Genomic DNA, 24,880 nt, shown 5'->3' with positions numbered 1-24,880 from the left:
CCCGTCCCTGCGCCCCTCGCTCCGGCGCGCAAGACATTTTTATTCTATTGGTGTATATACACTGAAATGACCGACAGGCGCTATCATCTCGATTACCTCGAGGCTGTCCGCAGCCAGCGGCACGTCTGTTTCGCCGAGCAGTTGCGCGCGGCGAACCGGACCATCAACAAGCTCTATACCGAGCATCTGGGCGACGCGGATATCGGCATTGCCCAGCTTTCGCTGTTGATCCGGCTCTATTATTTCGGCGAGGTGACGATGTCCCGCCTCGCCCGCAACCTCGAGACCGACCGGACCACGCTCGCCCGCAACGTGCAGCTTCTGGAACGCTCCGGGCATGTCGCGGTGGTCGAGGGGGAGGACCGCCGCAAGCGCCTGGTCCGGCTGACCGACAAGGGCTTCGATTCCCTGAAGATCGCCATCCCGCGCTGGCAGGAAGCGCAGCGGGTGTTGCACGAGCGGCTTGGCGGCGAGCAATGGGGTGACCTTTTCAAGGGCTTGCGGCTGCTGGCGAGCCTCGATCCCGGCGAGAGCCGGGACCGCGACGATTGAGCCAGGCCATGGGCGGTGTTCCCGTGACGCTGTCGCCTAATAGGTGTATATACACCATTCCGCGGACGTGGCGCCTCGACAAGGCCTGCCGGGGGGACGCGAATGACCCGGTCCCTCGCGACAGGCGCGGACGATCATGGGGCGGCGGCTTTGCTGGAGTGTGCACTGGCCGACGCGGCGGCGGGGACGGGGGCACTGGAGAAGATGTCGACGACATGAGCGCCATGGGCCCGCATCGCGGCCTCGGCCTCCCGGAACACGCCGTAATAGCGATAGAAGGGCACGCGGGGGAAAGCGTGATGGATGGAATGCAGCGACTGGCCGAGCAGAATCCAGTACAGCGGCGCCGCCCAACCGGGAACGATCATGCTGCAGGTATCGACATAGCGGCCGACCTTGTCATAGGGCCAGTGAGGACGGTAGGCGAACCAGTAGATCGTGAAATAGGCGCCGACGGCATAGCCGCCGACGATCACCGGAAGCCCGGTGGCCAGCGGCACCTGCGTCAGCACGGCGACGCGCCAGCCCAGGCCGAAGACGAGTTCCGCGACATAGACGCATTTGGCCGCGAAGGTCGCCCGGGTGTGCCAATGATGGCGGAAGATATAGGTGCTGTGAATGAACAGCAGTTTCCAGGGCGCCAGCAGGAAAGTCCCGATCCCGGAGCCCATGGTGCTGATGTGGAAGTCCGGGTCCTTGTCCGGGTCGTTGGTGTGGCGGTGATGATCGAGATGCTCCAACCGGTGGCTGGAATGGGGCAGCATGATCATCGGCGCGCAGAGGTAGCCGCATATTTCGCCAACCCACCGGAAACCTGCGTGCCGTCCCTGGATATTGCTGTGAGCCGCCTCGTGGAGGGGCGTGTAGGAGGCATAGGTCAGCGCCGCGATGGCGAAGAAGGCGAGCCAGGGCGGCATCGCGCCACTGATGAAAAGCCACACCGTGGCGATATGGGCGGCGGCGACGCCGACGGCCAGCAGGACGGTGAGCCAGGCGAAATCGCCCATCCGCTTATGCGCGGCCGCGAGCGCCTGCCGGTTCAATGTCTCCAGAGTCTGCAATGTCGGTCTCCTTCCAGGATGGACGCCTTGTTCTTGGAGAAGAGGGGCCGCACCGCCGCCTTGTCCGTGGGGCGCCGTGCCTCTTTTCCCGCGTCGTTTCCTGTCCACCTGACGGCCGACGCCCGTGCAGGGTCACATGATGGCCCGCGCCGCCGCCTGTCATTTGAGGACGCGGACTTGTCATCCGGTGACAGCAGGGCCGCCTTCGGACGGGGCGTCTGGCCATGACCGCGGGGGTGCCGCAGCTTCCGGCGCGCTACTTCTCGCAACTCGACGAGATCCTGCGTGGCGAGGGACTGGATACCGATGTTCTTCTACGTGATGCCGGAATTTCCCGGCGGCTGCTGGGTCATGCCGAGGGTTTGCTGACTCTCGGTCAGGTCGACCGCTTTCTCGAAGGCCTGGTCGGCGCGCTGGGGCGACGGGACATCGGTTTCGACCTCGGCCAGAAACTGCGGATCAGTTCACACAGCGTGATCGGCTATGCGATGTTGACGAGCGCGTCGGTCGATGCCGCGCTTCGCCTCATGGCGCGTTGCTTCAGTCTGATCACGCCGGTCCTGCGGATGAGATACCGGCGCGACGAAACGGAAGGCCGGATCGAATTCGATCCCGTGCTCCCACTCGGCCACGACAGCCTCATGATCCATATCGAAGCGGTGCTGATGGGAACTCATGGCATCCTGCGCGACCTCTTCGACGACTGGCTGCCCGGCCACAGGATCGAACTGGGATTTCCGCCGCCTCCCCATGTCGCCCGCTATCGCGGCATTCAGGGGGCAACCTGCACTTTCGGCGATCGCGAGGCGTTCGGCATGACGATCGTCTTCGCCGCGAAGGAGATGATGCACAAGCCCAGACTGGCCCATGCGGCGGCCTGCCGCGTGGCCGAAGCCCGCTGCGAGGCGGTGATGAGCCTGCTGGGGTCACGAGGCCGTTTCGCGGACTGGGTGCGCATGATGCTCCGGGAGGCGGACGCCACGCTGCCGTCGCTCAAAGACCTCGCGCGCCTGCTCGACCTGAGCACCAGGACGCTGATCAGGCGGTTGCAGCGGGAGAACTGCGATTTCCGCACGCTTCAGAAGGAGGAGGCTTTCGAGCGGGCCTGTCGATTGCTGCGCTCGAGCCCGCTCGCCATTACCCGTATCGCCCACGATCTCGGTTACAGCGACGCCGCCAATTTCACGCGCGCCTTCCGCCGCCGCTTCGGCGAAACGCCGAGTGCCTACAGGCGGCGCTGCGGGCAAAGTTGAACATCTGAAGCGCAAGGGAAAGAAGGGCGAGCCGGTCGGATTCGCACCTTCCCCCCTGTCACACCAAGACTGATCCGGGCACAACGACACGAGGTCGCCTGTGATGCCCAGGATCACCAGCTCGCGTTCCAGATCGCTGCCCCGGCCGGTATATGTCGGGCCGCGGCGGGACAGCAGGAGGGGCGACCTCGGGCCGAACGCCGCCTTCGACCTGGGTGGCGGCGGACAGGCGAGCGATGATTTCCGCCATGCAATCGGGAGATTGGCGGGCGCGGACCCGCTGTCTGCCGAATGATGCGGGCCCGGGTGCCATCGCCGGACAGGAGGCCGCCGGGTCTTTTCGGGCGCTTTCCAGCAGCGGGCAAGGTGCAATGCGGGGCGCCGCCATGTTCCTATTGACCGAAAAAATACTCACGGGTATGAAAATGGAGAATAAGAACAATGCAATGTCGCGCTGACAGTCCGGCGCGGCCACGACGGGGAGCAGCGCCATGAGCCGCGACGACAAAGGCAATGAAACGGTTGATCTGGAAGCCATTCGCCGCAAATACCGGGAGGAACGGGACCGGCGCCTGCGGGCGGAGGGGAATGACCAATATGTGGCGATGAGCGGGCAATATGCCCGCTATCTCGAAGATCCCTATGTCGAGCCGGGCCATGACCGCGCGCCCGTCACCGGCGAGGTGGAGGCGGTGATCGTCGGTGGCGGCTTCGGTGGCTTGCTGTCCGGTGCCCGGCTACGGCTCGGCGGCGTGGATGATTTCCTCATCGTCGAAAAGGCGGGGGATTTCGGCGGCACCTGGTACTGGAACCGCTATCCGGGGGCAGCCTGCGATACCGAAAGTTACGTCTATCTGCCGCTGCTCGAGGAAACCGGCTACATGCCGGTGCGGAAATACGCCAAGGCCCCGGAAATTCTCGAGCATTCAAGGCGCGTCGGCCGGCATTTCGGCCTCTATGACCGGGCCCTGTTCCAGACCGCGGTCACGGCCATGCGCTGGTGCGAGAGCGAGGGCCGATGGCATGTGGAAACCAGTCGCAAGGATGTGATCCGGGCGCGTTTCGTGATCCTGGCGGGCGGCGGGCTGCACCTGCCCAAGCTGCCGGGCATCCCGGGGATCGAGACGTTCAAGGGCCACAGCTTCCACACCAGCCGCTGGGATTACGAATATACTGGCGGCTCGTCGGAAGGGGGGCTGGACCGTCTCGCCGACAAGCGCGTCGGCCTGATCGGAACCGGCGCGACGGCGGTGCAATGCGTGCCGCATCTCGGGGCGTCGGCGAAGGAATTCTTCGTCCTGCAGCGGACCCCCTCGGCCATCGGGGCGAGAAACGACCGGCCGACCGACCCTGAATGGGCCCGGTCGCTGCACAAGGGCTGGCAACGCCAGCGCATGGACAATTTCACCGCCGTCATCTCGGGCGGCGATTTCGACGTTGATCTGGTGAACGACGGCTGGACCGAAGTGATCGGCGAGATCGTTCTGGCGGCCCGGCGCCGGGCCGCCACCGGCGCGCCCGTCGAGGATCCCGCCCGCCTCATGGAAATCGCCGACATCGAGATGATGGAGCGCATCCGGGCGCGGGTCGACGCCATCGTCCGCGATCCCGCGACGGCGGAGGCCCTGAAGCCCTGGTATGGCGCGCTGTGCAAGCGACCGTGCTTCCATGATGGTTACCTCCAGACCTTCAATCGCCCGAATGTGCATCTCGTCGATACCCGGGGGCGTGGGGTCGAGCGGGTGACGGAGCAGGGCGTTGTCGTCGCCGGCCGCGAATACGCGCTCGACTGCCTCATCTTCGCGACGGGTTTCGAGGTCGGGACGGACTTCACCCATCGCATGGGCTTCGAGATTCATGGCCGCGACGGCCTGACCCTGAGCGAGAAATGGCAGGACGGCGCCGAAACCATGCATGGTTTCTTCGTTCACGGCTTTCCGAACTTCATGATCATCTCGCCGACACAGTCCGGTCAGAGCGCCAACTTCCAGCACATGCTGGACGAGCAGTCGAAGCATGTCGCCTATGTCATCCAGCGCGCCCGGGCCTTGAACCTCAGCCGTCTCGAGCCGAGCGCCGCGGCGGAAAAGGCCTGGGTGGACGAGATCATCCGCTCCGCCCGGGGACGGCAAGCCTATCTCCAGGACTGTACCCCCGGCTACTACAACAACGAGGGGGGCGGATTCGACCTGCGTGAAACGAAGAACAGCCAGTACTGGAGGGGGCCGATCGCCTTCGTGAAGCTCCTGGAAGCCTGGCGCGAAGACGGTGGCCTGAAGGGACTCGAGTGCGCGTGAAACGAGAATAAGCCGCCAAAAGGCTAAGGGAGGAAGAAATGGGGCAGCCGGACAAGGCTTTCGAATGGAACTATGGTGATCTCTTCGACGCGGTCGAAGCGGTCATCCCCGGGGAAAATCCGGCACTGATCCATGGGGATCAGGTCGTCACCTGGGGGGCGTTCCGCCACCGCACCAACTCCATGGCGGCGAATTGGCTGTCACGCGGTTTCGAGCCGGGGGAAAGGGTCGCCTTCTACCTCCGCAATCATCCCGCCTACATGGAAGGGGTGGCGGCCGCCCTGAAGGCCCGTCTCGTTCATGTGAACGTCAACTACCGCTATGTGGCGGACGAGGTTCGTTACATCCTCGACAATTCCGATGCCGCCATCGTCATCTTCGGCCGCGCGTTCGCACCCGCCGTCGCGGCCATCGCCGGCAATCTGCCGGGGGTGCGGTTGTGGCTCTGTGTCGAGGATGGCAGCACGGCGGATGTTCCCGATTTCGCCATCCCCTACGAGGCCCTCGCAAACGGCGGAGACGGGGCGCCATTGTCGCTGTCTCGCTCTCCCGACGATCAGATCATGTTGTACACCGGCGGCACCACGGGCCTGCCCAAAGGGGTGATCTGGCGCCATGATGCCGCCCGCAAGGTGCTGTTGAACCCCGCGCTGTCACCCGTCATCCCGGCCGATCTCGAACAGCATCGGGCGATGGTGGAGGCCACGGGCCGTGGTCCGGTCTGCCTGCCGGCGTGCCCCCTGATGCATGGCACGGGATTATTCACCGCGCTTTCGGCCATGATCGTCGGCGGCACGGTCGTGACGTTGACATCGCCCCACCTCGATGTCGACGAGCTGTGGTGTGCCGTGCGCGATCGCAGGGTGGAGCAGATCATCATCGTCGGCGATGCTTTCGCCAAGCCCATGCTCCGCGGGCTTCAGGGCGCGGCCGCAGGCTTCGACCTGTCGTCGCTGGTCGCGATCATCTCGTCCGGCATCATGTGGAGCGTCGAGGTGAAGCAGGCGCTGCTCGGACATCTGCCAAAGGTCGCGCTGGTCGATTCCTTCGGATCGTCGGAGGCGATGGGCTTTGGCATGTCGATCATGACGGCGGCGGGCGAGGTTGGCACCGCCCGGTTCCAGATCGGCGAACAGACTCGCGTCTTTACCACCGATGGCAAGGCCGTCGAGCCCGGCAGCGGCGAGATCGGCCTGGTCGCGCGGGGCGAGCCGATCCCGTCCGGTTACCACAAGGATCCCGTGAAGACCGCCGCGGTCTTCAAGGTGATCGACGGCGTCCGCTATGCCATCCCCGGCGATTATTGCACGGTCGAGGCGGATGGCACGATCACGCTCATCGGGCGCGGCAGCGGCTGCATCAACACGGCCGGTGAAAAGGTCTTTCCGGAAGAGGTGGAGGAAGTCCTGAAGCTTCATCCCGACGTCGAGGATGTGCTCGTCGTCGGCTTGCCCGATGAAAAATGGGGCCAGGCCGTCACTGCGGTGATCGAACTCGCGGACCGGGGGGAGCGGACGGAAGACCTCTACCGAGGCCACGTGCGGGCGCATCTGGCGGCTTACAAGGCGCCGAAGCGCGTCGTTTTCGTCGACAGGATGTTCCGGGCGCCGAACGGCAAGGCGGATTACAGGCTGGCCCGGGACTTCGCGATCGAGCAGCTTGGGCGTGACGCCCAGGTGTGAGCCGAGCGGCGGAGCTTCAGGCGCTGCGCGCGCCGATCATGCGCAGCGCCAGACCGCTCAGCGTGTCGACGATATGGCTGCGATGCTCCTCGCCCCTTTCGCGGTACCAGTACCAGAGAGCGGAGATCATCACACCGATCGCTGTCGCCGTCGTCATCGGGTCCAGGGCATCGGCATCGCCGGCATTCACGGCCTCACAGATCAGATGGGCCAGATGACGGTCGATTTCGGTGCGGAGATGGGCGATTTCGCTTCGCTGTTCCTTGGTCAGATTCACTTCCTCGCGGGAGTAGATCGTGATGAAGGTGCGATTGTCGATGATGATGTCGCTCAGCGCGCGGCAGAAGGACGTGAAGCGTCCCAGCGGGGGGCCATGCTCCAGTTTGCTGGCTTCGATGGCGGACACGGTCAGGTCGGCACCGCGCCGGCAGATGGCGAAAAGCAGATCGTTCTTGTCGCGGAACTTGGCGTAGACGAAGGGTTTGGTGACCCCCAGGGCCTCCGCGACCTCGCCCATCGAGACATTGTGATAACCCCGCGAGGCAAAGAGTTCCGCGGCGGCGGCGAGGATGCTCTCGCGCTTCATCTGGCCGATCTCGAACTTGAGGTCTCGGCGTGCAGGCTTGGTCGATGCGGTCTCGGGCTTCATCCAGGCACTATTCTCGAAGGGCATGTTCGACGTCAACGATACCAGTGAGTATGGACCAATACTGAAATTTAGGGAACGGCCAAGGCAAAGGGAGGCACACTTGGGCAAGCTCGATGGAAAAGTCGCGATCATCACAGGGGCCGGCAGGGGGATCGGGCGCGCCATGGCGCTCAAGGTCGCGGCGGACGGGGCCCGCGTGGTCCTGAATGACCTCGACGAAGCCCCGCTTGCGGAGACGCTGGCGGAAATCCGCGATGCCGGCGGACAGGGGCTGGCCGTGGCGGGTGACGTGACCGAGGCGGAATTTCCGGATCGCATCCTCTCGGCCGCGCTCGACGGGTTCGGCGAGGTCGACATCGTCGTGAACAATGCGGGTTACATCTGGAATTCGATGATCCAGAACACGACGGACGAGCAGTGGCGAACCATGCTCGACATCCACGCCGGCGCGCCGTTTCGGCTTTTGCGCGTCACGGGGGACTATTTCCGCAAGGCGGCCAAGGCCGACATGGCCCGTCTTGGCGGGGTCCGCGCGCGCAAGGTCGTCAACGTGACATCGGTGGCCGGAACCCATGGCGCCGCGACCATGGTGGCCTATGCCGCTGGAAAATCGGCTCTTGTCGGATTGACCAAGAGCCTGGCCCAGGCCTGGGGACGCTTCAACGTCACGGTCAATTGCGTGGCTTTCGGCCTGATCGAGACGCGCCTGACCCAGCGCGTCGATGCCGGCCCGAAAACCATCAGCGTCGCAGGCCGGCCCCTGAAGGTCGGCCTCATGGAGGAAGAGGAAGCCGGTTTTCTCGCACGGACGGCGCTGGGACGGCTGGGGACGCCGGACGAAGCGGCCGGGGCCGTCTATCTGCTCTGCCTGCCGGAGAGCAATTATATAACCGGGCAGGTGCTGGAGTGCGCGGGCGGTCTCTGACGAGCCCAGGCTTCGGACCGGCCCCGCGCAGGTGGGGCCGGTCCGGCGAAATCAGCCCCGCAGCGTCGTGAAGAGACGCCACGCCCCGGGCAGCAACAGGGCTGCCAGTGCGATCTTGAAGATATCCCCGGGAACGAAAGGCAGGAGGCCGGCCTCGATCAGCGCCTGATCGTAGCCGACGAATGTGCCCAGCCGGGCAAGGCCGAAGGCGTAGATCGCGATCGTGCCGATCGCCATCGCCATCACCGTGCCCAGCGGCGACCGGTCCCACCGCTTCTCGCCGAGGTGACCGAGAATGCCGGATGCCACGAACATGCCGAACAGATATCCCCCGGTCGGGCCGGCCATGTAGGCGAGCCCCGCCCCGTCGGCGAAAACGGGCAGGCCCAGCGCGCCCTCGACCAGATAGAGGCCAAAGGTCGAGAGCGCCAGTCGACGACCGGCGGCCATGGCAAGGCCGAGCACGACCAATGTCTGCATCGTCATGGGCACCGGAAAGAACGGCACCTGAATCTTGGCCGAAAGCCAAAGAGCGAGGGAGCCGATGACGGCGGCGATGCCTCTGCGAAGCAGGCTGTTTCCGGGTTGGATCAGTGTCGGTGCATGAGACGCGAATGAACTCACAGCATTACCCTCTCGTGTTTCGCGGTGTGCGGATCGGGCGGGGCCCCGCTCGCTTGACCCTGTCCCTGTTGGGCAGGGCGCCGGAGATGCGCTCCTATCAGGCCGAACGGGCTGCGGTCACGCCGCCCGGAATTCGGAAAGAAAGGAATTCCATCGTATTGATCATATTAATACCATGGGGTATGGAATTGGGCGACGATGATTCCGTCGAGTAAAAAGAGCGGGGAAGCCGCCAAATATCGGGTGCCGGCGCGTGTCGCCGCGCCGGGGGGAGTTTGAGATGCAAGAGTTGGTGCGGCGCGAGGATCGCGACGGGTGGAGCGTGCTCTGGCTGAACCGCCCGGAGAAACTGAACGCTCTGACGGTCGATCTCTTTCGACAGTTGCGTGGTCATGTCGAAGCCCTGGCCAGCGATGACGCCATACGCTGCGTCGTGCTCCGGGGCGCCGGCAAATGTTTCTCCGCCGGTCACGATCTTGCCGATATTGCCGATGGCGAGGATGTTCCTTCGCGCGGTTGGCACAGCGAGACCCTGAGGCTCCTCGAAAAGCTGCCGAAGCCGGTGATCGCGGCGGTGCATGGCCATTGCTACACCGGGGCGCTCGAGGTCGCGCTGGCGGCTGATTTCATCGTGGCGGCCGACAACGCCCGCTTCGGCGATACCCATGCGAAATGGGCGTTGACGCCCATCTGGGGTATGAGCCAGCGGTTGCCCCGCCGGGTCGGGGTCGCCACGGCGAAACGCCTGATGTTCACGGCCGACATGATCGACGCGGCGGAAGCCGCCCGCATTGGCCTTGCCGAACTGGTCGTTCCGATCGCTGGTTTCGATGAAGCGATTGCGGCTCTTGTCCAGCGCATCATTGCCAATTCGCCCTTCTCCCATGCCGCCAACAAGCGGCTTCTCGATGCGACGGATGGCCGGCCGCTCGATGCGGGTCTGCAATGGGAAGTGATGGAGTGGGAAGGCGTGGGGCCGGATATGGCCGAGAGGATCGCGGCCTTCGCGGCCAAGGGCCGATAGGGGGCGGGGATGAACATCGACCCGGCTCCGGAACTGGAGGCGTTTCGCCTCGAAGTGGCGTCGTTCCTCGATACGGCGCCCACGCCCGCCATCCTCGAGGCAGGGCGCAAGACCACCAGCATTTTCGCGCCCTTCGAGGCGGTCATGGAATGGCAGGGGATGCTGTTCCGGCGTGGCTGGGCCGCGCCGGACTGGCCGGTTGAGCACGGGGGAACGGGCTGGACCGTAGAACAGAAATACGTCTTTGCCGAGGAATACGGGAAACGCGATCTGCCGCCTTTGCTCCCGAATGCCCTGCGCATGGTCGGCCCTCTGATCATCGACCTCGGGACCGAGGCACAGAAGATGAAGTACCTGCCGGGCATTCTTTCCGGTGAGGACTACTGGGCTCAAGGATACTCGGAGCCGAACGCCGGTTCGGATCTGGCGGCGCTTTCATGTGCCGCCGTCGCCGAAGGCGACGACTACATCATCAATGGCAGCAAGATCTGGACGACGCTGGCCCACAAGGCCAACCGCATGTTCATGCTGGTTCGCACGCTTCGCTCGGACAGGAAACAGGACGGGATCACGTTTCTCCTGCTCGATCGGATGGATTTCCCGGGCATGACCGTGAGACCGATCGTCGGCCTCGACGGCGTGCCGGAGCAATGCGAGGTCTTCTTCGACAATGTCCGCGTGCCGCAATCCGCGCGTGTCGGGGCGGAAAACGACGGCTGGTCGGTGGCGAAGCACTTGCTGAAATACGAGCGGGGCGGCGGTGCGGTCAGTCCGTCACTGCGTCGCTATCTGCGCATGATCCGGGATGCGGCGGCGACGACGCCGGGGCCCACCGGGGGGCTGCTGGTGGACGACCCGGTGTTTCAGCGCGATCTGGGGGCACTCGAAATCGACGTCACGGCCTTCCAGCATTTCGAGCTGCTGGCGTTCAGCGGTCATGCGCTCGGCGATGACCCGGCCTTTCCGTCGATCAACAAGACGGTCAGCGCCGAGTTGACCCAGCGCATCTCGGTGCTGATGAGGCGGACGGCGGGGATCGACGCGCTGGCCATGCAATTGGCGGCTTTCGACATCGGATCCGGGCCCGAGTCCCTGACATCGGATTTCGAGCTGATCGCCATGCCCTATTACCTGAACAGCCGGGCAACGTCGATCTATGCCGGGACAAACGAGGTCCAGCGCGACCTGATCGCCCGCAGTCTCACGCGGTCCTGACGGAGGGGGCGGGCATGAACTTCGATTTCACGGCGGAGCAGGCGATGATGCGGGACGGCATCAATCGGTACCTGTCCCATCACTATGCCTTCAGCCAGCGACAGGCGGCGCTTTCGGCTGGTGGGGCGCATTCAGGAGAAACCTGGACTCATTTTCGCGATCAGGGAATCCTGGCCTTGCCGATCGGCGAGGAGGGCGGAGGCCTCGGCGGGTCCATCGTGGATATCGTCGCGCTTTCCGAACTGTTCGGCGCGCATCTGGTCGTCGAACCTTATCTTTCGTCCATCGTGATGGCGGGCCGGGCCTTGGCCCGGGCGGGGGCGAATGGCGATGCCGCCGGCTGGCTTGGCCGCATTCTGGCGGGTCAGGCGCTGGCCGCCTTTGCCCATGACGAGGGCAAGGGCTGTCCCGATGCGTCGGCGATACGGACCCGCGCCGAAGCCGTTGGCCGCGGCTTCCGCCTGAGCGGGGAAAAGCGCCTGGTGCTTGGGGGCGCCGATGCGGATGTGCTGATCGTTTCAGCCCGGTCGAGCGGTGCGACGGACAGGTTCGTGCTCCTTGCCATCGGTGCCCGCGCGGCCGGGGTCGCCGCGACGCCCCTGCGGCTGATCGACGGACGGGGTGCCGCCCATGTTCGTTTCGACAATGTCGAGGTGCCGGAGTCCGCGGTGTTGGCTTGTGATGGCGGCGAGGCGATCGCTGCCGTCATCGGCGACGGCATGATCGCGCTCGCCGCCGAGGCCGTGGGGGCGATGGGGGCCTTGATGCACGCAACAACCGCCTATGCCGCGACCCGGAAACAATTCGGTCGGCCGATCGGCGCCTTTCAGGTTACCGCCCATCGTCTGGCCGACATGAAGATGGCCTATGTCCAGGCACAGGCCTGCCTGTTCTATACCGCTGCCCTGGCGGAGGCCGGACGGGCGGGGCCGGAAGCCCTATCGGTGCTGAAGGGCCTGGTCGGGCGCTCAGGCGTCGCCATCGGTGAGGCCGCGGTGCAGATCCATGGCGGCATCGGAATGACCGATGAACTGTCGATCGGACATCTTCTGAAGCGGCTGCTCGTCATCGACGCGATGTTCGGCGATGCCGACTATCATGCTCGCGCCGTCGGCGGGGGATGGCGGCAGAAGGCATAGGAATGGTGGCGCGCCGCATGTTGCGGGCGGATAACCTATATGGTCATGCCGACGTGAGGCCAACGGAACCCTTCCCGGATCGGGAAGCGGGAAATCAGACAGGGGAGAAGCAGATGCTTGGATTGATTGCGACCATGCGTATCCAGGACGGGAAGACAGCGGAGTTCGAACGCGTCTTCCTCGATCTCGCCGCCAAGGTTCGCGCCAATGAACCGGGAAACCTCACCTACCAGCTGACGCGCAGCCGCGCGGAACCCAATACCTATAAGGTGCTGGAAATCTACAGCGACGAGGCCGCGTTCAAGGCCCATGGGGCAAGTGATCATTTCAAGGCCGCTGGCCCCGCCCTGGGGAGTGTTCTGGCCGGGCGCCCCGATCTCGAGATCCTCGACGGCATCGTCGGGGCCTGAGCTTCAAAAAATAAAGGGAGTCTGGAGCACGAGGGGCTCGGGCCTGTCGCGCGGTGGCTTGACCTTCAGGTCGCGCGCCAGATGCCACGGGCCTGCTGTCCCGAATGCTGGCCGACGGTATCGAGCGCTGCCCGCCGACAAGGGGCATGATGCAGAGGTAATCCGCACGGAGATCGCTGCCGAACCGCGCCGGGTTTGTCGGGAGCTTGGTGTTTTGAGTCAGGCGGCGAAGGCCGCCTGCTCTTGCTCGTCCCGCCTGCGTTGTTCGGCCTCGGCTGGCGGGATGTTGCCGATCGGCTGGTGACCGCGCTTCGCGATGCCAAATTGACACGATATCTCGGCCTGTTTCGATGCCGGATCATCCCTGAGATCTGACAATGGGGGCCTGTCGGGAACCCGCCCTTGTCTGGGGCCATAACGATGTACGTCCCATTCGATTAACCGCGAAACAACCAAAAGCGGTCTAAAATTCCGATTTCGTCGACGATGTGGGGGAAGTGGGGGGCGTGCCCCAGGAATGCGTTCTTAAGGTAGTTTAAACTCAAACGATGCCAGCGAATGGTGCCTGCCAGGCGCTTGATGACAATTCCGAATGGCTTCTCGATGGCTCCCCACCGGCGACTTCCGGTCCGAGATTTCGGCCCGCGAAACGACCCAATGCATCTATATGGACTTCGGCTGCGCCCGGCGGCTTCGGTGCGGGCCCGCCCGCCGCGGCTGGCCCCTGTCGGAACCTGAAGGCAAGCAATAGGTCGCCGATTCCGGCCCTGGTCGTGCAGGAGAAGGAGCCCCCCGATGAAGAAGACCGAACCTTGCGCCTGGGTCAGCCGCGCGTTCATGAATACGATGCTCGTCCGGTATGTGACACCCGAGGGAAACTTGAGCGACCCGCGCTGGAATGACCTGCGCTGGCTGGCCGACACGATGACCCGCAATCAACGCGGTGAAGCCCTGCCGGCAGAACGGTTTCCGGCGGAACTCTATGGCAAGTACTCGCTCAAGAAAATAAATAAACTTCCCGATTTCTGCGATGCACTTGGTTACTGGGTGGTGTCGGCGGCGATGGCGGATGTTCTTCGCCAGTTCGATCTGGGGCGAACCTCGCTCTATCCCACCAGGGTCTATCAACACGACCGCAAGACACCGGTGGAAGGCGAGTATTACTGCCTCAACTTCGGAGAACGGAAGGCGAGCTTCCTGCCTGACGCCTCCCCGCGGGCCTACAAGGTTTATCCCAATCAGGACATTTGGGCGCTCACCGGGGATCCGCGGAACGATGATCTCGCCTTGAGTGCACGCGCGCTCGAAGGCGTCGCTCTCTGGATCGAGGAGCCACGGTTCACCATGGCCTTTTTCCTGAGCGATCGGCTGGTGACCGCGCTCCGCGATGCCAAATTGACACGATATCTCGGCCTGTTTCGATGCCGGATCATCCCTGAGATCTGACAATAGGGGCCTGTCGGGAACCCGCCCTTGTCTGGGTCCATAACGCTGCATGTCCCATTCGATTAACCGCGAAACAACCAAAAGTGGTCTAAAATTCCGATTTCGTCGGTGATATGGGGGGAATCGGGACTCTGCGCCCACGAATGAGTTCCTAAGGTAGTTTCGATTTCAATGATGCAGCCGATCTGTTCCGTGAAACGCTTTATGACAATTCGGAATGGCTTCTCGATGAGCCCCATCGTCAAATCCGGTATGCGCCTGCCAGTGCCGGCCGAAAGGCCATCCGCGATGGGGAGCGGCTGCGCGCATTGCTTTTGCGGGACGCGCAAAAGCACATCCCCGAACAGCGGCGATGGGCCGCTTTCGGCGGACTTCCGGCTTGAGATTTCGGCCTGTGAAACATCCGAATACGTCTGTATGGACTTCGGCTGTCCCCGGCCGCTTCGGTGCGGGCTTGCCCATCGCGACCGGTCCCTGTATGGCCCTGAAGGCAAGGAATCGGCTGTGCGCCGTACGATCGGCTTCTCCCGGCCGGCAGCCGATTCCGGCCGTGGCCGTCCAGGAGAAGGAGCCCCCCGATGAAGAAGACCGAACCCTGCGCCTGGGTCAGCCGCGCGTTCATGAATACGATGCTCGTCCGGTATGTGACACCCGAGGGAAACTTGATCGACCCGCGCTGGAATGACCTGCGCTGGCTGGCCGACACGATGACCCGCAATCAACGCGGTGAAGCCCTGCCGGCAGAACGGTTTCCGGCGGAACTCTATGGCAAGTACTCGCTCAAGAAAATAAATAAACTTCCCGATTTCTGCGATGCACTTGGTTACTGGGTGGTGTCGGCGGCGATGGCGGATGTTCTTCGCCAGTTCGATCTGGGGCACACGTCGCTCTATCCCACCAGGGTCTATCAACACGACCGCAAGACACCGGTAGAGGGCGAATATTACTGCCTCAACTTCGGAGAACGGAAAGCGAGCTTTCTGGCTGACGCCTCGCCGCGGGCCAACAAGGTCTATCCCAATCAGGACATTTGGGCGCTTTCCTTGGCCCCAAAGAACGACGACATCGCCTTGAGCGCCAATGCGCTCGAAGGTGTCGATCTCTGGACTGAGGAGCCAAGATTCACGCGGGCTTTCTTCCTGAGCGATCGGCTGGTGACCGCGCTCCGCGATGCCAAATTGACACGATATCTCGGCCTGTTTCGATGCCGGATCGAAGGGCAGTGACGACACCCGCGCGGTCCCATTGAGATCCGGCTGCGACCACATGAATTGAACGAGGAGGATGGTCATGGTTTCTGGAACGAATTCGGTGACATCCTTCTCCTTTCAGATTCACCATATTTTTCCGAGAGAAATTCTGAGCAACCCGACGTTTGCCATGGCATTGGAGGAGATATTCGAAGGTGCCAGCAAATCCATCTTGCTCGACGCCAATGGCAACAAGATCGCGCTTTTCACCGATCCGGCAGCCGCCGCGCAGGTACTTCAATCCTATCTGAATGGCGATTCCAGGCTTGCCGACGCCGGCTTCGGCGGCGGGCTGCACCCGTCGGGCAGCCATCAAGGGTACAACGGTTTCATACGTGAGCAGATTTCCGCCATCATCGACGACGCGTCGTTGGGCAAGACACAAAAACAGAACGCACTCTGGAATCTGCACGAGTTCGCCACCCGCGTCTCGATGGGCACCATGACCTACAAAGGCAACCTGATGCCGATCTCGGGCAAGTTGGATTATGCGGCGACGCTAAAGGAGGCCTATGCCCTGTTCAAGGACGGGAACTACAATGGTCACAACGACCCGTTGAAGGTTTTCGTTCCCAGTTTCGAGCAGGGCGGCCACCAGTCCAATTTCGATGCGACCCTGACCGATGCCGGCAGCGGGAGCAACAGTGAGGCGCGCCTCGACGCCATCGAGAGTCTGGTGGAGACCACCCATGCGGCGGGCGACCTGCCCGAGGCGAAATACAATAAATACGCCGCAGATATCGCCGAGGTCCGGGGACTGATCGCCGACGGGCAGCGCGACTCGCTTGACGTCCGGCAGAAGGTCGCCGCCCTCGGGCGCGCCGCGACCTATGATGCCGGCAAGCATGGCGACGTCTTTCCGAACCATATTGACTACGACAGCACCAGGGTCGCACTGGAGAACGCCGTCGCCCAGCACGCGCTCGACACCCCCTTGCCGAACCATCTCGATCCGGACCGGACGATGGACGCCCTGGTGGAGAACATCTCGCGCATGGAGCGTTATGACGGCGACCTGCCCCAGCATCTCGGCGATTTCTCGCCCCAGGTCCGCGCCGATATCCATGCGGGCTTCAATCATATCCTGACGGGCGTGGGGGGCGGGTTCATCGGCGATGTCGGCGAATTCCTCAATGTTTCCTATGACTCGCTGAAAAAGGGCATCAATACCGGTGACTGGAGCGATTTCCGCCAGAATGTCATCAATTATGGTGCTTCGGCGGTTCTCAGCGCCGGCCTCGCTTTTTCCAGCATTGCGCTGGCGGGCGCCGTCGCGGGGCCGATCGGCGCCGCGGCCATGTCCGCCTTCTGGGCGGCCTATGGTGTCTATGATGCCATCACCAACCTTGCCGAACTGGGGGACAAGATCCTCACCGACATGGCGAACGGCGAATTCGGCTCCTTCTGGCAGGGTCTCGCGAACATCTTCTACAGCCCGGTGATCTCGCCGCTGGTTCTCGACATGGATGGGGACGGCCTCGATCTCATCGCCTTCGACGACAGTTCGGCGCATTTCGATCTGGACGAGGACGGCCGTGCCGAGGCGACGGCCTGGATCGGCGCGGACGATGCCTTCCTGGCCCATGACGTCGACGGCGACGGAAAGATCGACGATCTCTCCGAACTCTTCGGCGGCCAGGACGAGGACGGTTTCGCCGCGCTGGCGGTCCACGACGGGAATGCCGACGGCGTGATCGACGCTAAGGACGCGATCTTCGCCGATCTTGTGCTGTGGCGCGACCAGGATGGCGACGGTGTTACCGACGCCGGCGAACTGACGTCCCTGGCGAGCGCGGGCGTGACCTCGATCGACCTCGGCGCCGCCTTCGTCGATCGCTGGGTCGGCGGCAACTGGATCAGCCATGAGGGCACCTATCAGGGAGCGGGCGGCTCTGGCGCCATCTACGATGTCTGGTTCGAGAACGACCAGACCAATGCCATCGACCCGGACGAGGACGAGACGCCGCCCCCCGCCGACGTCGCGGTGCTGCCCAATCTGGTCGGCTATGGCGACCTGTCGAGTTTCCAGACGGCCATGGCGGCGGATGAATCGCTGCGCGCCGACGTCGAAGCCTTCGTCCGCAATGCCCATGACGGCGACTATCAGGTGATGGCCGACACGGTGGAGCAATTCCTGCTGCGCTGGGCCGGGGTCGAGGATGTACCGAGCGATGGCCGGGGCCCCTATGTCGACGGCCGCCACCTGGCCTTCCTTGAGAAAGTCCACGGCGTTCCCTTCGTCGCCTATGGCGGCGCCAGCGATCCGCGCTGGAACGCGGGCAATGCCCTCGAATCCTATTATGCCGCCATCGTCGGCTCGATGACCGCCCGCTTCATGGCGCAGGTCAATGTCGCCGCCTATCAGCTCTGGGTCGAGGACGGCGAGACCGGCAGCTTCGAGCCACCGGCGACGGCCTTCATGTGGCTGGTTTACGACCACGCCACGGATTCCCTGTTCGGCGATTTCGAGGCGGTGATCCGCCACATCGTGATCGATGGCGCCACCCCCTATTACGCGGACGAGGATTACGGCCCTGCCAGCCTCGGCATCGACGACATTACCGATATCGCCGCCATCGCCGCCATGCTGCAGACCGATTTCGCGGCCAGGTCCGATGAAGCCCTGGCCCAGGTCGCGATCCGGATCATGGGCGATTACGGCGTTTCGCAAGCCGTCACCGACGTCTTCGAGGCGGTATATCAGGGTGTCCCGGTGACGGCGGGTACGCCGGGGAATGACCATCTCACTGGGACTTCCGGCAAGGACGTCATGGCGGGCGGCGCCGGTGACGACGAGTTGCAGGGCGGTGCCGGCGACGATATCTATCTCTATACAAGGGGCGACGGCCACGACACGGTTTCGGATTCGTCCTATTCCAATGGCGCCGATACACTGGTGCTTCAGGGCGTCACCTCCCATCAGATATCCTTGTCGCGCGAAGACGGCGATAATGTAACGCTCCAAATACCGGCTTCGTCGACGGAAGCGAATGATGCAGGCTCCATCTTTCTCAGCCTGTCGCTCGACTGGGACTACGGTTATGGGGTCGATCGCATCGCCTTCGACGACGACGTGGTCTGGAGCAAGGCAGACCTGCGCCGGGAGTTGCTCGACCGGACATCGACCGGTGGCGACGATACGATCCGGGGCTTTGGAACAGACGACGAAATCGCCGGTGGACTGGGCGATGATGGCATCGTCGGCGGCCGAGGGAGTGATACATATTACTTCGCCAAGGGCGATGGCGTCGACCAGATCGCGGATGGCGGGTCATCATCTGACATCGATACCCTGATCCTCGCCCACATCCTGCCCGCACGGGTCCGCGTGATCGAACATGCGGACAGGATGATCCTGCTGTTCAGCGACAGCCCGGGCGACCGCATCTACCTGACCGACCAGTTCGATCCGGACGGCGGCATTGAGCGCATCGTGTTCGACGATGGGCGGGTCTGGAGTCGGGCCAATCTGCTGAATCGGGCCGAAGCGAGCGACGGGACGATCGTCACTCATAGGGGTACCCGCCACGACGATACGCTCGACGGCAGCGGGATCGGTGACCTGATCGAAGGGCGGGCCGGCGCCGACCTGCTGCGCGGCGGTACCGGCGACGACATCTATCGTTACATGAGGGGTGACGGCGACGATACGATCGCGGAGACGGGCGAGGCCGACAAGGCCGACGTCCTCGAGTTGCGCGGGGTGGCAACGTCGGCGGTCCGCTTCACCGCCGACGGCACCGATATCCTGATCACCATCGCGGCGAGCCACGAAGGGGCCGGCGACGGCGCCGTGATCACCCTGAAGGGCGGCCTTGCTGGCGGCAGCTATGGCGGGATCGAGGTGATCCGTTTCGACGATGGCACCGAATGGTCGCCGACGTCCTTCGAGGTCTGGCTCGAAAATGGCGATCTCGACATTTTGACCGCGCTGAATCTGATCGTCGCCAACTTCGCCCAGTCGATCGGCACGATGAACGAGAAGGTCGCGCCCGCCGTGCTGGAGGTGGTGGAACTCCTGGTGCCGGTGCTGACGGAATTCGTGGTCGAGGACCTGAGCCCCTTCCTCGTAGCCCTGGTCGGCGAAGGCGTGGTGCCCCTGCTGACCGGCGATTTCGCCGCCCTTGGTCCCGCCTTGGCCGCGTCCCTGAGCGCCGCCGGGCTGGTGGTCGATGGAATCGCCGATCTGCTGCTGCCGGCGACGGGCGACGTCCTTTCAATCCTGTTGCCAGTGTTGAGCGACTTCCTGCTGAACGACGTGGTTCCAGCGATCAACCAGAAGTTCATCGTCGACGGCCTGGTCCCCGCCCTTACCGGCGATTTCGAGAACCTCGACATCCTGCTGAGCGAAGCCCTGACCTTCGCCGTGCCGACCTTGACCGGTGCCGTCGACACGCTGGTCGGTCCGGTGACCGAGGTGCTGGTCGACGATGTCCTGCCGACCATTGGCGCCCTGCTGCGCGACGGTGTCTCGCCGATCCTGACCGGGGCGGCGCAGGATGACGCCGGTGCCTGGTTCGACACGCTCAGAGCCGATATTTTTGCGGGGTTAGGCGCGATCGCGGACGGTACGGGGGGTCATCTTGCGCCGGCGATCGCGCGGATATTGGCCGACGCCCTGCCGGCGACCGCCGATTTCGTCGCGACGACCCTGCCTGTGGTCGGCGACATACTGGCCCATGACGTGGCCCCGGCCCTGACCATGGATGCGGAATTGCCGGAAGCTGTCGCCGACGACATCTTCGACTTTGTGCTGCCGCCGGTATCCGCCGCGATCGTCGGCGTGACCGATGTCGCGACCGACCTTCTGGCCGGCAATGTCCTGCCGATTGTGAGCGACATCCTGGTCGACGGTCTTGCCCCCGCCCTGACTGGCGATATCGGCGCCCTGGCTGGTGCCGCCGGCTCGGCCGTCGGCGGCCTGCTGGCGGATGTCGGCGAGGTGGTGACCAGCGACGTGCCGGGGCTCTTCGGCTGGCTCGGCGCAAGCGCGATGAAGGACAAGGGTCTGGCCGCCGTCGGCCAGGACCATTTCCACATCTTTTGACGCGGCGTGGGCGTGGTGATGGCGGATCCCGATCGACCGACGGCGGCGGCCCTTCGCGGCTGCCGTCCTTGGCTCGGCCTGATCGCGTTGCTCAGCGGGGCGATCAATCTGCTGATGCTGACCGGCCCTTTGTTCATGCTGCAGGTCTATGATCGGGTCCTCGCCAGTCACAGCCTGGAGACCCTGGTCGCGTTGATCGTGATCGTCGTCTTCCTCTATTTGGTGCAGGGGCTCATTGATCTGGTGCGAACGCGCATGTTCGCACGCATCGCCGGCCTGCTGGCGGCGGCACTGGGCCCGCCCCTGTTCGATGCCGACCTGCGCCAAACCGTGACCGTGGGGCGGGGGCGGGGTGGCCGACCGCTCCGCGATCTCGAACAGATTCGTGCGTTTCTCGCGGGCGGGGGGCCGGGGGCCCTGTTCGACCTGCCCTGGATGCCGCTCTATGCCGGACTGCTGTTCGTGCTGCATCCCTGGCTCGGCGCCCTCGGGCTGCTCGGCATTCTGGTGCTCACCCTGTTGACGGTGCTGACCGACCGGCTGGGGCGGGGGCCGCAGGCCGCAACCAACCAATTGGCCGCCGCCGCCCAGGACATCGGCGATGCCGCCGCCCTGAATGCCGATGCCGCGATCGCCCTCGGTATGCAGGCACCGCTGCGCGAACGCTGGCGGCAGGCGACGGCCTCGGCCGCCGCCGCCCATCTGACGGGGGGCGACGGCGCGGCTCTGTTCGGTACGTTGTCCAAGAGTTTCCGGCTGCTGCTGCAATCCCTGATGCTGGCGCTCGGCGCCTATCTGGTGATCCGGGGCGATGCCACGGGCGGCGTCATCATTGCGTCCTCAATCATGCTGGGACGGGCACTGGCGCCGGTCGAACTGGCGATCGGCCATTGGCGCGGCTTCATCGCCGCCCGACAGGCCTGGCGCCGCATCGAGACCCTGCTCGCCGCCCACCCGGAACCCCATGTCTCGGTCGACCTGCCGGCACCGGCGCGGGCACTATCCGTGAACGGCCTTGCCGTCGCCGTGCCGGGCGGGCACCGTCTCGTCCTCAAGGACGTCGCCTTTCAGCTTGAGGCTGGCGATGTGCTCGGCATCATCGGGCCGAGCGGTGCCGGCAAATCGACCCTGCTGCGGACCCTGGCCGGACTGTCGCCGCCGCTGCGGGGCTCCATCCGCCTCGATGGTTCGGAATTGCGCCAATGGTCGCCATCGGCGGCAGGCCGCTTCATCGGCTTTCTGCCGCAATCCGTCGGCCTTTTCGCTGGCACCATCGCTGAAAACATCGCCCGCTTCGACCCGCAGGCGACGACGGAAGATATACTGGCGGCGGCCCGGGCGGCCGGCGTCGACCAATTGGTGCGCGGCTTCGCCGATGGCTACGAGACGCAGATCGGCGAGGGCGGCATGGCACTCTCGGCCGGTCAACGCCAGCGCATCGCCCTGGCCCGGGCCCTGTTCCGCCGTCCTTTCCTGCTGCTGCTGGACGAGCCGAACGCCAATCTCGACGGCGAAGGCGAGGCGGCCCTGTCCCGGGGCATTGCAGGCGCCAAGGCTTCTGGCGCGATCACCATCATCGTCACCCACCGCCCATCGGCCCTCACCCATGCCGACAAGGCCCTGATGCTGGTCGATGGCGCCGTCGCCGCCTTCGGTCCCAAGGACGAGGTCCTGCGGCGGGTGCTGGCGCCGGGCCGGGCCGCGGGGCCCGTGCCTGCGGGCGGCTTCGCATGACCGGCGACGACATTGGCCTGCGCCTTCACGCGCTCGTCGGCGTCACGCTCGTCGTCGGCATCTTTGGCGGCTTCCTGGCCTGGAGCGCCCTCGCCGAAATCGCCGGCGCCGTGGTCGCGCCCGGGCGCATCGTGGTCGAATCCGAGGTGAAGCGGGTCCAGCATCTCGAAGGCGGCATCATCGGTGAAATCCACGCCCGCGACGGCGACCGGGTCGAGGCCGGCGACCTGCTGGCGCGCATGGATGCGACCCAGCCCCGTGCCAGCCTCGGCATCATCGAAAGCCAGGCGACAGCCCTTGCCTTTCGCCGGATCCGCTTGATCGCGGAACGCGACCAACTGCCGGTTCCAGCCGACCGGCCGGCGGCCCCAGGTCCGGCCCTGGAGGCCTGGACGGCGGAAGCCCGCATCCTTCAGGCGCTCCGCAAGACCCGCGACGGCGAGATCGCGCAATTGCGCGAACAGATCGCCCAGGCGGGACGCAATGTCGAGGGGCAGGAACTCCAGATTGCCGCCAAGGGCCGGGAACTGGCCCTGATCGCTGATGAATTGCAGGGCGTCCGCGAATTGCGCGACAAGGCCCTGGTGCCCCTGTCGCGGCTGAAGGCGCTGGAACGCGAGGAGGCCCGCATCGAAGGTGAACGCGGTCAGTTACGCTCGACCGTGGCTCAGACCCACCAGCGCATCGCCGAAATCGAACTCCAGATCCTTCAGGTCGATACCCTGCGCACACGCGACGTGCTGGCGGAATTGAGCGACGTCGAAACCCGGCTGGCCGAACTGGCGGAGCGCCGGGTTGCGGCTGAGGACCAATTGCACCGTATCGACATCCTGGCGCCGGCCAGCGGCATCGTGCATGAATCGACCGTGCATACCCCCGGCGGCGTGGTCGGCGCTGGCGAGACCCTGATGCAGGTGGTACCGGAGCACGACCGCCTGATCGTCGAAGCCCGGGTCGATCCGACTGGCATCGACCAGGTCAAGCCGGGCATGGTCGCACGCATCCGCCTGACCGCCTTCGACCAGCGCCGCACGCCGGAAATCTCCGGCCGTGTCTTCACCGTCTCGCCCGATGCGGTCACTGATCCGCAGACCGGCCTCACTCATTATCTGACGCGGATCGGTGTCGAGCGGGCCGATCTGCCCAACACCGTCGCCACCGAACTGCGGCCGGGTATGCCGGCCGAAGTCTTCGTCGAGACCGGGCCCCGCACCGTGCTCAGCTTCCTCGTCAGACCCCTGCAGGATCAGATCGCCCGAACCTTCACCGAGGATTGACCCCCCCACCTCCGACCGAGATTAATCGGGCCTGGGGGAGAACAGCCGCGATACTGATTTCCTGCGCGAGATGATCGGCCTTGCCGCCGAGCGGCTTCCGCTTCATCTCAAAATCCTTCCCGCACGGTCGGATTCTGCTCCACCCGCGAAGTCCTCTCAGGGGGCAGGCCATGCGGAAAGGCCGTGGCCAAGGTCGACCGATCGACACGGCCACATTTCCGGCACGGCGGGAGGCCGCGGGGCGGGTTGGGCGACCCGGACGAAAATCGGTGGAGGTGGTCAGAACAGCACGTTTTGAACGTTCTCGCGAATATCGCTGGGGGCGATGAAGCCTTTCTGCTTGCGAATTTCGGTCGGGGTACTGCCGTAGGAGAGGCGGATGCTGCGCGAGAAGTGATAGGGGCTCTTGTAGCCGCAAGCATAGGCGATTTCGGAGCCCGTCATCGCGGTGTGTACAAGCAATCGCACGGCGTGGGCCGCCCGCTGTTTCCAGAGATAGCGTATCGGCGTCGTGCCGAATTTGCGGCCAAAGGCCGAGACGAGATGATTGGGGGTCATGGCCGCGACGTCCGCGAGCTTCAGCAGGGTTATGTCCTCCGAGAAGTGCTCGTCGATGAAGGTCCGCACCCGCAGCAATCCGCGTGACGTGTTTTGCGCCGACTCGCTTTGCGAACTTTCGAACTGATAGGCGGCGAAGATGGCGCGGCCGAGAGAGTCACGCAGCTCGTTGCGCGTTGTCGAGGATTCGAGACCGGTCTCAAGTCCCATGTCCAGAATGGACTTGATCCTGTCGGAGATCGGGAGCTTCGGCGCCACCCCTCTGCCGGAAACTGCCTCATCCTGCTTCCTCGCGCCAAGCCGCGCCTCACACCAGCTGACTTCGGTGCGCAGATGTTTTTGGTAGGTGAAGTGAGCGAGCTGTTCGTTGACGATGATGCCACATTCGCCGCCGACAAGGACGAGTTGCCGGCCGTCGTAGGTAACGCTGGCCGCCCCGCGATGCACGACGAGAAGGGTCATGAAACCGGGCGGCAGGGCACCGTAAACACCGCCGTTGAGGTAGCTCCGCGTTCCGAAAGTCAGGCCGCGGCCTGTTTCGATCAGCTCAATGATGGACATTCACTCGATCCATCTGCGCTGCCTCGCTCGTCATCTGCCCGAGGTGGATGCGTCTGGCCAAGGTGGGCGGAGTCGTACCTGTGGCGACGGACGAACGGGGCGGCGTCTCAGCGCCAATGGTGCAATCGGTAGGCGAAATGCCCGCCTGCTGCTCATTCAGGACGGCCATGATCCGC

At 64.4% G+C, this 24,880-nt stretch carries 18 protein-coding genes; 14 read left to right on the top strand and 4 right to left on the bottom strand.

Annotated elements, in window-relative coordinates; all coding sequences use genetic code 11:
* Positions 1 to 66 precede the first annotated feature (66 nt).
* The gene (locus tag DKG74_RS06090; RefSeq protein WP_109903669.1) at positions 67 to 552 is read left to right on the top strand and encodes a MarR family winged helix-turn-helix transcriptional regulator; all 486 of its coding nucleotides are present in this window, start codon (positions 67 to 69) and stop codon (positions 550 to 552) included.
* Between the two features lie 134 nt (positions 553 to 686).
* Here the strand turns inward: DKG74_RS06090 and DKG74_RS06085 are convergent, their stop codons facing one another.
* The gene (locus tag DKG74_RS06085) at positions 687 to 1,613 is read right to left on the bottom strand and encodes a fatty acid desaturase family protein (RefSeq protein WP_133251513.1); all 927 of its coding nucleotides are present in this window, start codon (positions 1,611 to 1,613) and stop codon (positions 687 to 689) included.
* A 224-nt stretch (positions 1,614 to 1,837) separates the two neighbouring features.
* Here DKG74_RS06085 and DKG74_RS06080 point away from each other — a divergent pair, with 224 nt between their 5' ends.
* The 3 genes from DKG74_RS06080 to DKG74_RS06070 all read left to right on the top strand — a co-directional run bounded on the left by DKG74_RS06080 (position 1,838) and on the right by DKG74_RS06070 (position 6,845).
* Positions 1,838 to 2,866 carry an AraC family transcriptional regulator gene (locus tag DKG74_RS06080; protein ID WP_109903665.1) on the top strand — a complete coding sequence of 343 codons (1,029 nt, stop codon included), beginning with the start codon at positions 1,838 to 1,840 and terminating at the stop codon, positions 2,864 to 2,866.
* A 491-nt stretch (positions 2,867 to 3,357) separates the two neighbouring features.
* Positions 3,358 to 5,163, top strand: coding sequence for a flavin-containing monooxygenase (locus DKG74_RS06075; RefSeq protein ID WP_109903663.1), 1,806 nt, complete (start codon positions 3,358 to 3,360; stop codon positions 5,161 to 5,163).
* A 38-nt stretch (positions 5,164 to 5,201) separates the two neighbouring features.
* A complete protein-coding gene (locus DKG74_RS06070) occupies positions 5,202 to 6,845 on the top strand; it encodes an acyl-CoA synthetase (protein WP_109903661.1) in 1,644 nt (547 codons plus the stop codon).
* Positions 6,846 to 6,861: 16 nt separating this feature from the next.
* Here DKG74_RS06070 and DKG74_RS06065 read toward each other — a convergent pair whose 3' ends face one another.
* On the bottom strand, positions 6,862 to 7,494 hold the full coding sequence (locus DKG74_RS06065; protein WP_165837551.1) for a TetR/AcrR family transcriptional regulator: 633 nt from the start codon (positions 7,492 to 7,494) through the stop codon (positions 6,862 to 6,864).
* On the opposite strand from DKG74_RS06065, the gene DKG74_RS06060 reads away from it, so the two are divergent.
* Entirely contained in the window at positions 7,469 to 8,419 is a 951-nt protein-coding gene (locus DKG74_RS06060) for an SDR family NAD(P)-dependent oxidoreductase (protein WP_243404033.1), read from the top strand. The two genes, DKG74_RS06065 and DKG74_RS06060, sit on opposite strands and share 26 nt — an antisense overlap.
* 51 nt (positions 8,420 to 8,470) lie before the next feature.
* Here the strand turns inward: DKG74_RS06060 and DKG74_RS06055 are convergent, their stop codons facing one another.
* A complete protein-coding gene (locus DKG74_RS06055) occupies positions 8,471 to 8,911 on the bottom strand; it encodes a biotin transporter BioY (RefSeq protein WP_279340858.1) in 441 nt (146 codons plus the stop codon).
* A 385-nt stretch (positions 8,912 to 9,296) separates the two neighbouring features.
* On the opposite strand from DKG74_RS06055, the gene DKG74_RS06050 reads away from it, so the two are divergent.
* The 9 genes from DKG74_RS06050 to DKG74_RS06005 all read left to right on the top strand — a co-directional run bounded on the left by DKG74_RS06050 (position 9,297) and on the right by DKG74_RS06005 (position 23,585).
* Positions 9,297 to 10,067: an enoyl-CoA hydratase/isomerase family protein gene (locus DKG74_RS06050; RefSeq protein ID WP_207779254.1), complete on the top strand. Its 771-nt coding sequence runs from the start codon at positions 9,297 to 9,299 to the stop codon at positions 10,065 to 10,067.
* A gap of 9 nt (positions 10,068 to 10,076) precedes the next feature.
* Complete coding sequence (locus tag DKG74_RS06045) at positions 10,077 to 11,282, top strand: acyl-CoA dehydrogenase family protein (protein WP_109903651.1); 1,206 nt, start codon at positions 10,077 to 10,079, stop codon at positions 11,280 to 11,282.
* Between the two features lie 14 nt (positions 11,283 to 11,296).
* Positions 11,297 to 12,421: an acyl-CoA dehydrogenase family protein gene (locus tag DKG74_RS06040; protein ID WP_109903649.1), complete on the top strand. Its 1,125-nt coding sequence runs from the start codon at positions 11,297 to 11,299 to the stop codon at positions 12,419 to 12,421.
* Positions 12,422 to 12,423: 2 nt separating this feature from the next.
* Positions 12,424 to 12,831 carry a putative quinol monooxygenase gene (locus DKG74_RS06035; protein ID WP_207779253.1) on the top strand — a complete coding sequence of 136 codons (408 nt, stop codon included), beginning with the start codon at positions 12,424 to 12,426 and terminating at the stop codon, positions 12,829 to 12,831.
* Between the two features lie 795 nt (positions 12,832 to 13,626).
* Positions 13,627 to 14,277 (top strand): imm11 family protein, encoded by a 651-nt coding sequence (locus tag DKG74_RS06030; RefSeq protein WP_109903645.1) that lies wholly within the window; start codon positions 13,627 to 13,629, stop codon positions 14,275 to 14,277.
* A gap of 578 nt (positions 14,278 to 14,855) precedes the next feature.
* Positions 14,856 to 15,503, top strand: coding sequence for an imm11 family protein (locus DKG74_RS06020; protein WP_109903641.1), 648 nt, complete (start codon positions 14,856 to 14,858; stop codon positions 15,501 to 15,503).
* Positions 15,504 to 15,699: 196 nt separating this feature from the next.
* Entirely contained in the window at positions 15,700 to 20,574 is a 4,875-nt protein-coding gene (locus DKG74_RS06015; protein WP_133251511.1) for a calcium-binding protein, read from the top strand.
* Between the two features lie 18 nt (positions 20,575 to 20,592).
* Positions 20,593 to 22,308, top strand: coding sequence for a type I secretion system permease/ATPase (locus DKG74_RS06010; protein ID WP_109903637.1), 1,716 nt, complete (start codon positions 20,593 to 20,595; stop codon positions 22,306 to 22,308).
* Positions 22,305 to 23,585, top strand: a complete 1,281-nt coding sequence (locus DKG74_RS06005; protein ID WP_109903635.1) for an HlyD family type I secretion periplasmic adaptor subunit — start codon at positions 22,305 to 22,307, stop codon at positions 23,583 to 23,585. The genes DKG74_RS06010 and DKG74_RS06005 overlap by 4 nt, the downstream gene beginning before the upstream one ends.
* Positions 23,586 to 23,864: 279 nt before the next feature.
* Here DKG74_RS06005 and DKG74_RS06000 read toward each other — a convergent pair whose 3' ends face one another.
* A complete protein-coding gene (locus DKG74_RS06000; RefSeq protein WP_109903633.1) occupies positions 23,865 to 24,704 on the bottom strand; it encodes a helix-turn-helix domain-containing protein in 840 nt (279 codons plus the stop codon).
* Positions 24,705 to 24,880 lie beyond the last annotated feature (176 nt).

It is taken from the genome of Zavarzinia aquatilis (assembly GCF_003173035.1).
Lineage (GTDB): Bacteria > Pseudomonadota > Alphaproteobacteria > Zavarziniales > Zavarziniaceae > Zavarzinia > Zavarzinia aquatilis.
This window is presented reverse-complemented; position numbering and strand designations above follow the sequence as displayed.

What these genes read in the sequence shown, in the direction of transcription:
- DKG74_RS06090 (WP_109903669.1), top strand. Translation starts at nt 67, where the DNA reads ATGACCGACAGGCGCTATCATCTCGATTACCTCGAGGCTGTCCGCAGC.
- DKG74_RS06080 (WP_109903665.1), top strand. Translation starts at nt 1,838, where the DNA reads ATGACCGCGGGGGTGCCGCAGCTTCCGGCGCGCTACTTCTCGCAACTC.
- DKG74_RS06075 (WP_109903663.1), top strand. Translation starts at nt 3,358, where the DNA reads ATGAGCCGCGACGACAAAGGCAATGAAACGGTTGATCTGGAAGCCATT.
- DKG74_RS06070 (WP_109903661.1), top strand. Translation starts at nt 5,202, where the DNA reads ATGGGGCAGCCGGACAAGGCTTTCGAATGGAACTATGGTGATCTCTTC.
- DKG74_RS06065 (WP_165837551.1), bottom strand. Translation starts at nt 7,494, where the DNA reads ATGAAGCCCGAGACCGCATCGACCAAGCCTGCACGCCGAGACCTCAAG.
- DKG74_RS06045 (WP_109903651.1), top strand. Translation starts at nt 10,077, where the DNA reads ATGAACATCGACCCGGCTCCGGAACTGGAGGCGTTTCGCCTCGAAGTG.
- DKG74_RS06040 (WP_109903649.1), top strand. Translation starts at nt 11,297, where the DNA reads ATGAACTTCGATTTCACGGCGGAGCAGGCGATGATGCGGGACGGCATC.
- DKG74_RS06035 (WP_207779253.1), top strand. Translation starts at nt 12,424, where the DNA reads ATGGTGGCGCGCCGCATGTTGCGGGCGGATAACCTATATGGTCATGCC.
- DKG74_RS06030 (WP_109903645.1), top strand. Translation starts at nt 13,627, where the DNA reads ATGAAGAAGACCGAACCTTGCGCCTGGGTCAGCCGCGCGTTCATGAAT.
- DKG74_RS06020 (WP_109903641.1), top strand. Translation starts at nt 14,856, where the DNA reads ATGAAGAAGACCGAACCCTGCGCCTGGGTCAGCCGCGCGTTCATGAAT.
- DKG74_RS06010 (WP_109903637.1), top strand. Translation starts at nt 20,593, where the DNA reads ATGGCGGATCCCGATCGACCGACGGCGGCGGCCCTTCGCGGCTGCCGT.
- DKG74_RS06005 (WP_109903635.1), top strand. Translation starts at nt 22,305, where the DNA reads ATGACCGGCGACGACATTGGCCTGCGCCTTCACGCGCTCGTCGGCGTC.
- DKG74_RS06000 (WP_109903633.1), bottom strand. Translation starts at nt 24,704, where the DNA reads ATGTCCATCATTGAGCTGATCGAAACAGGCCGCGGCCTGACTTTCGGA.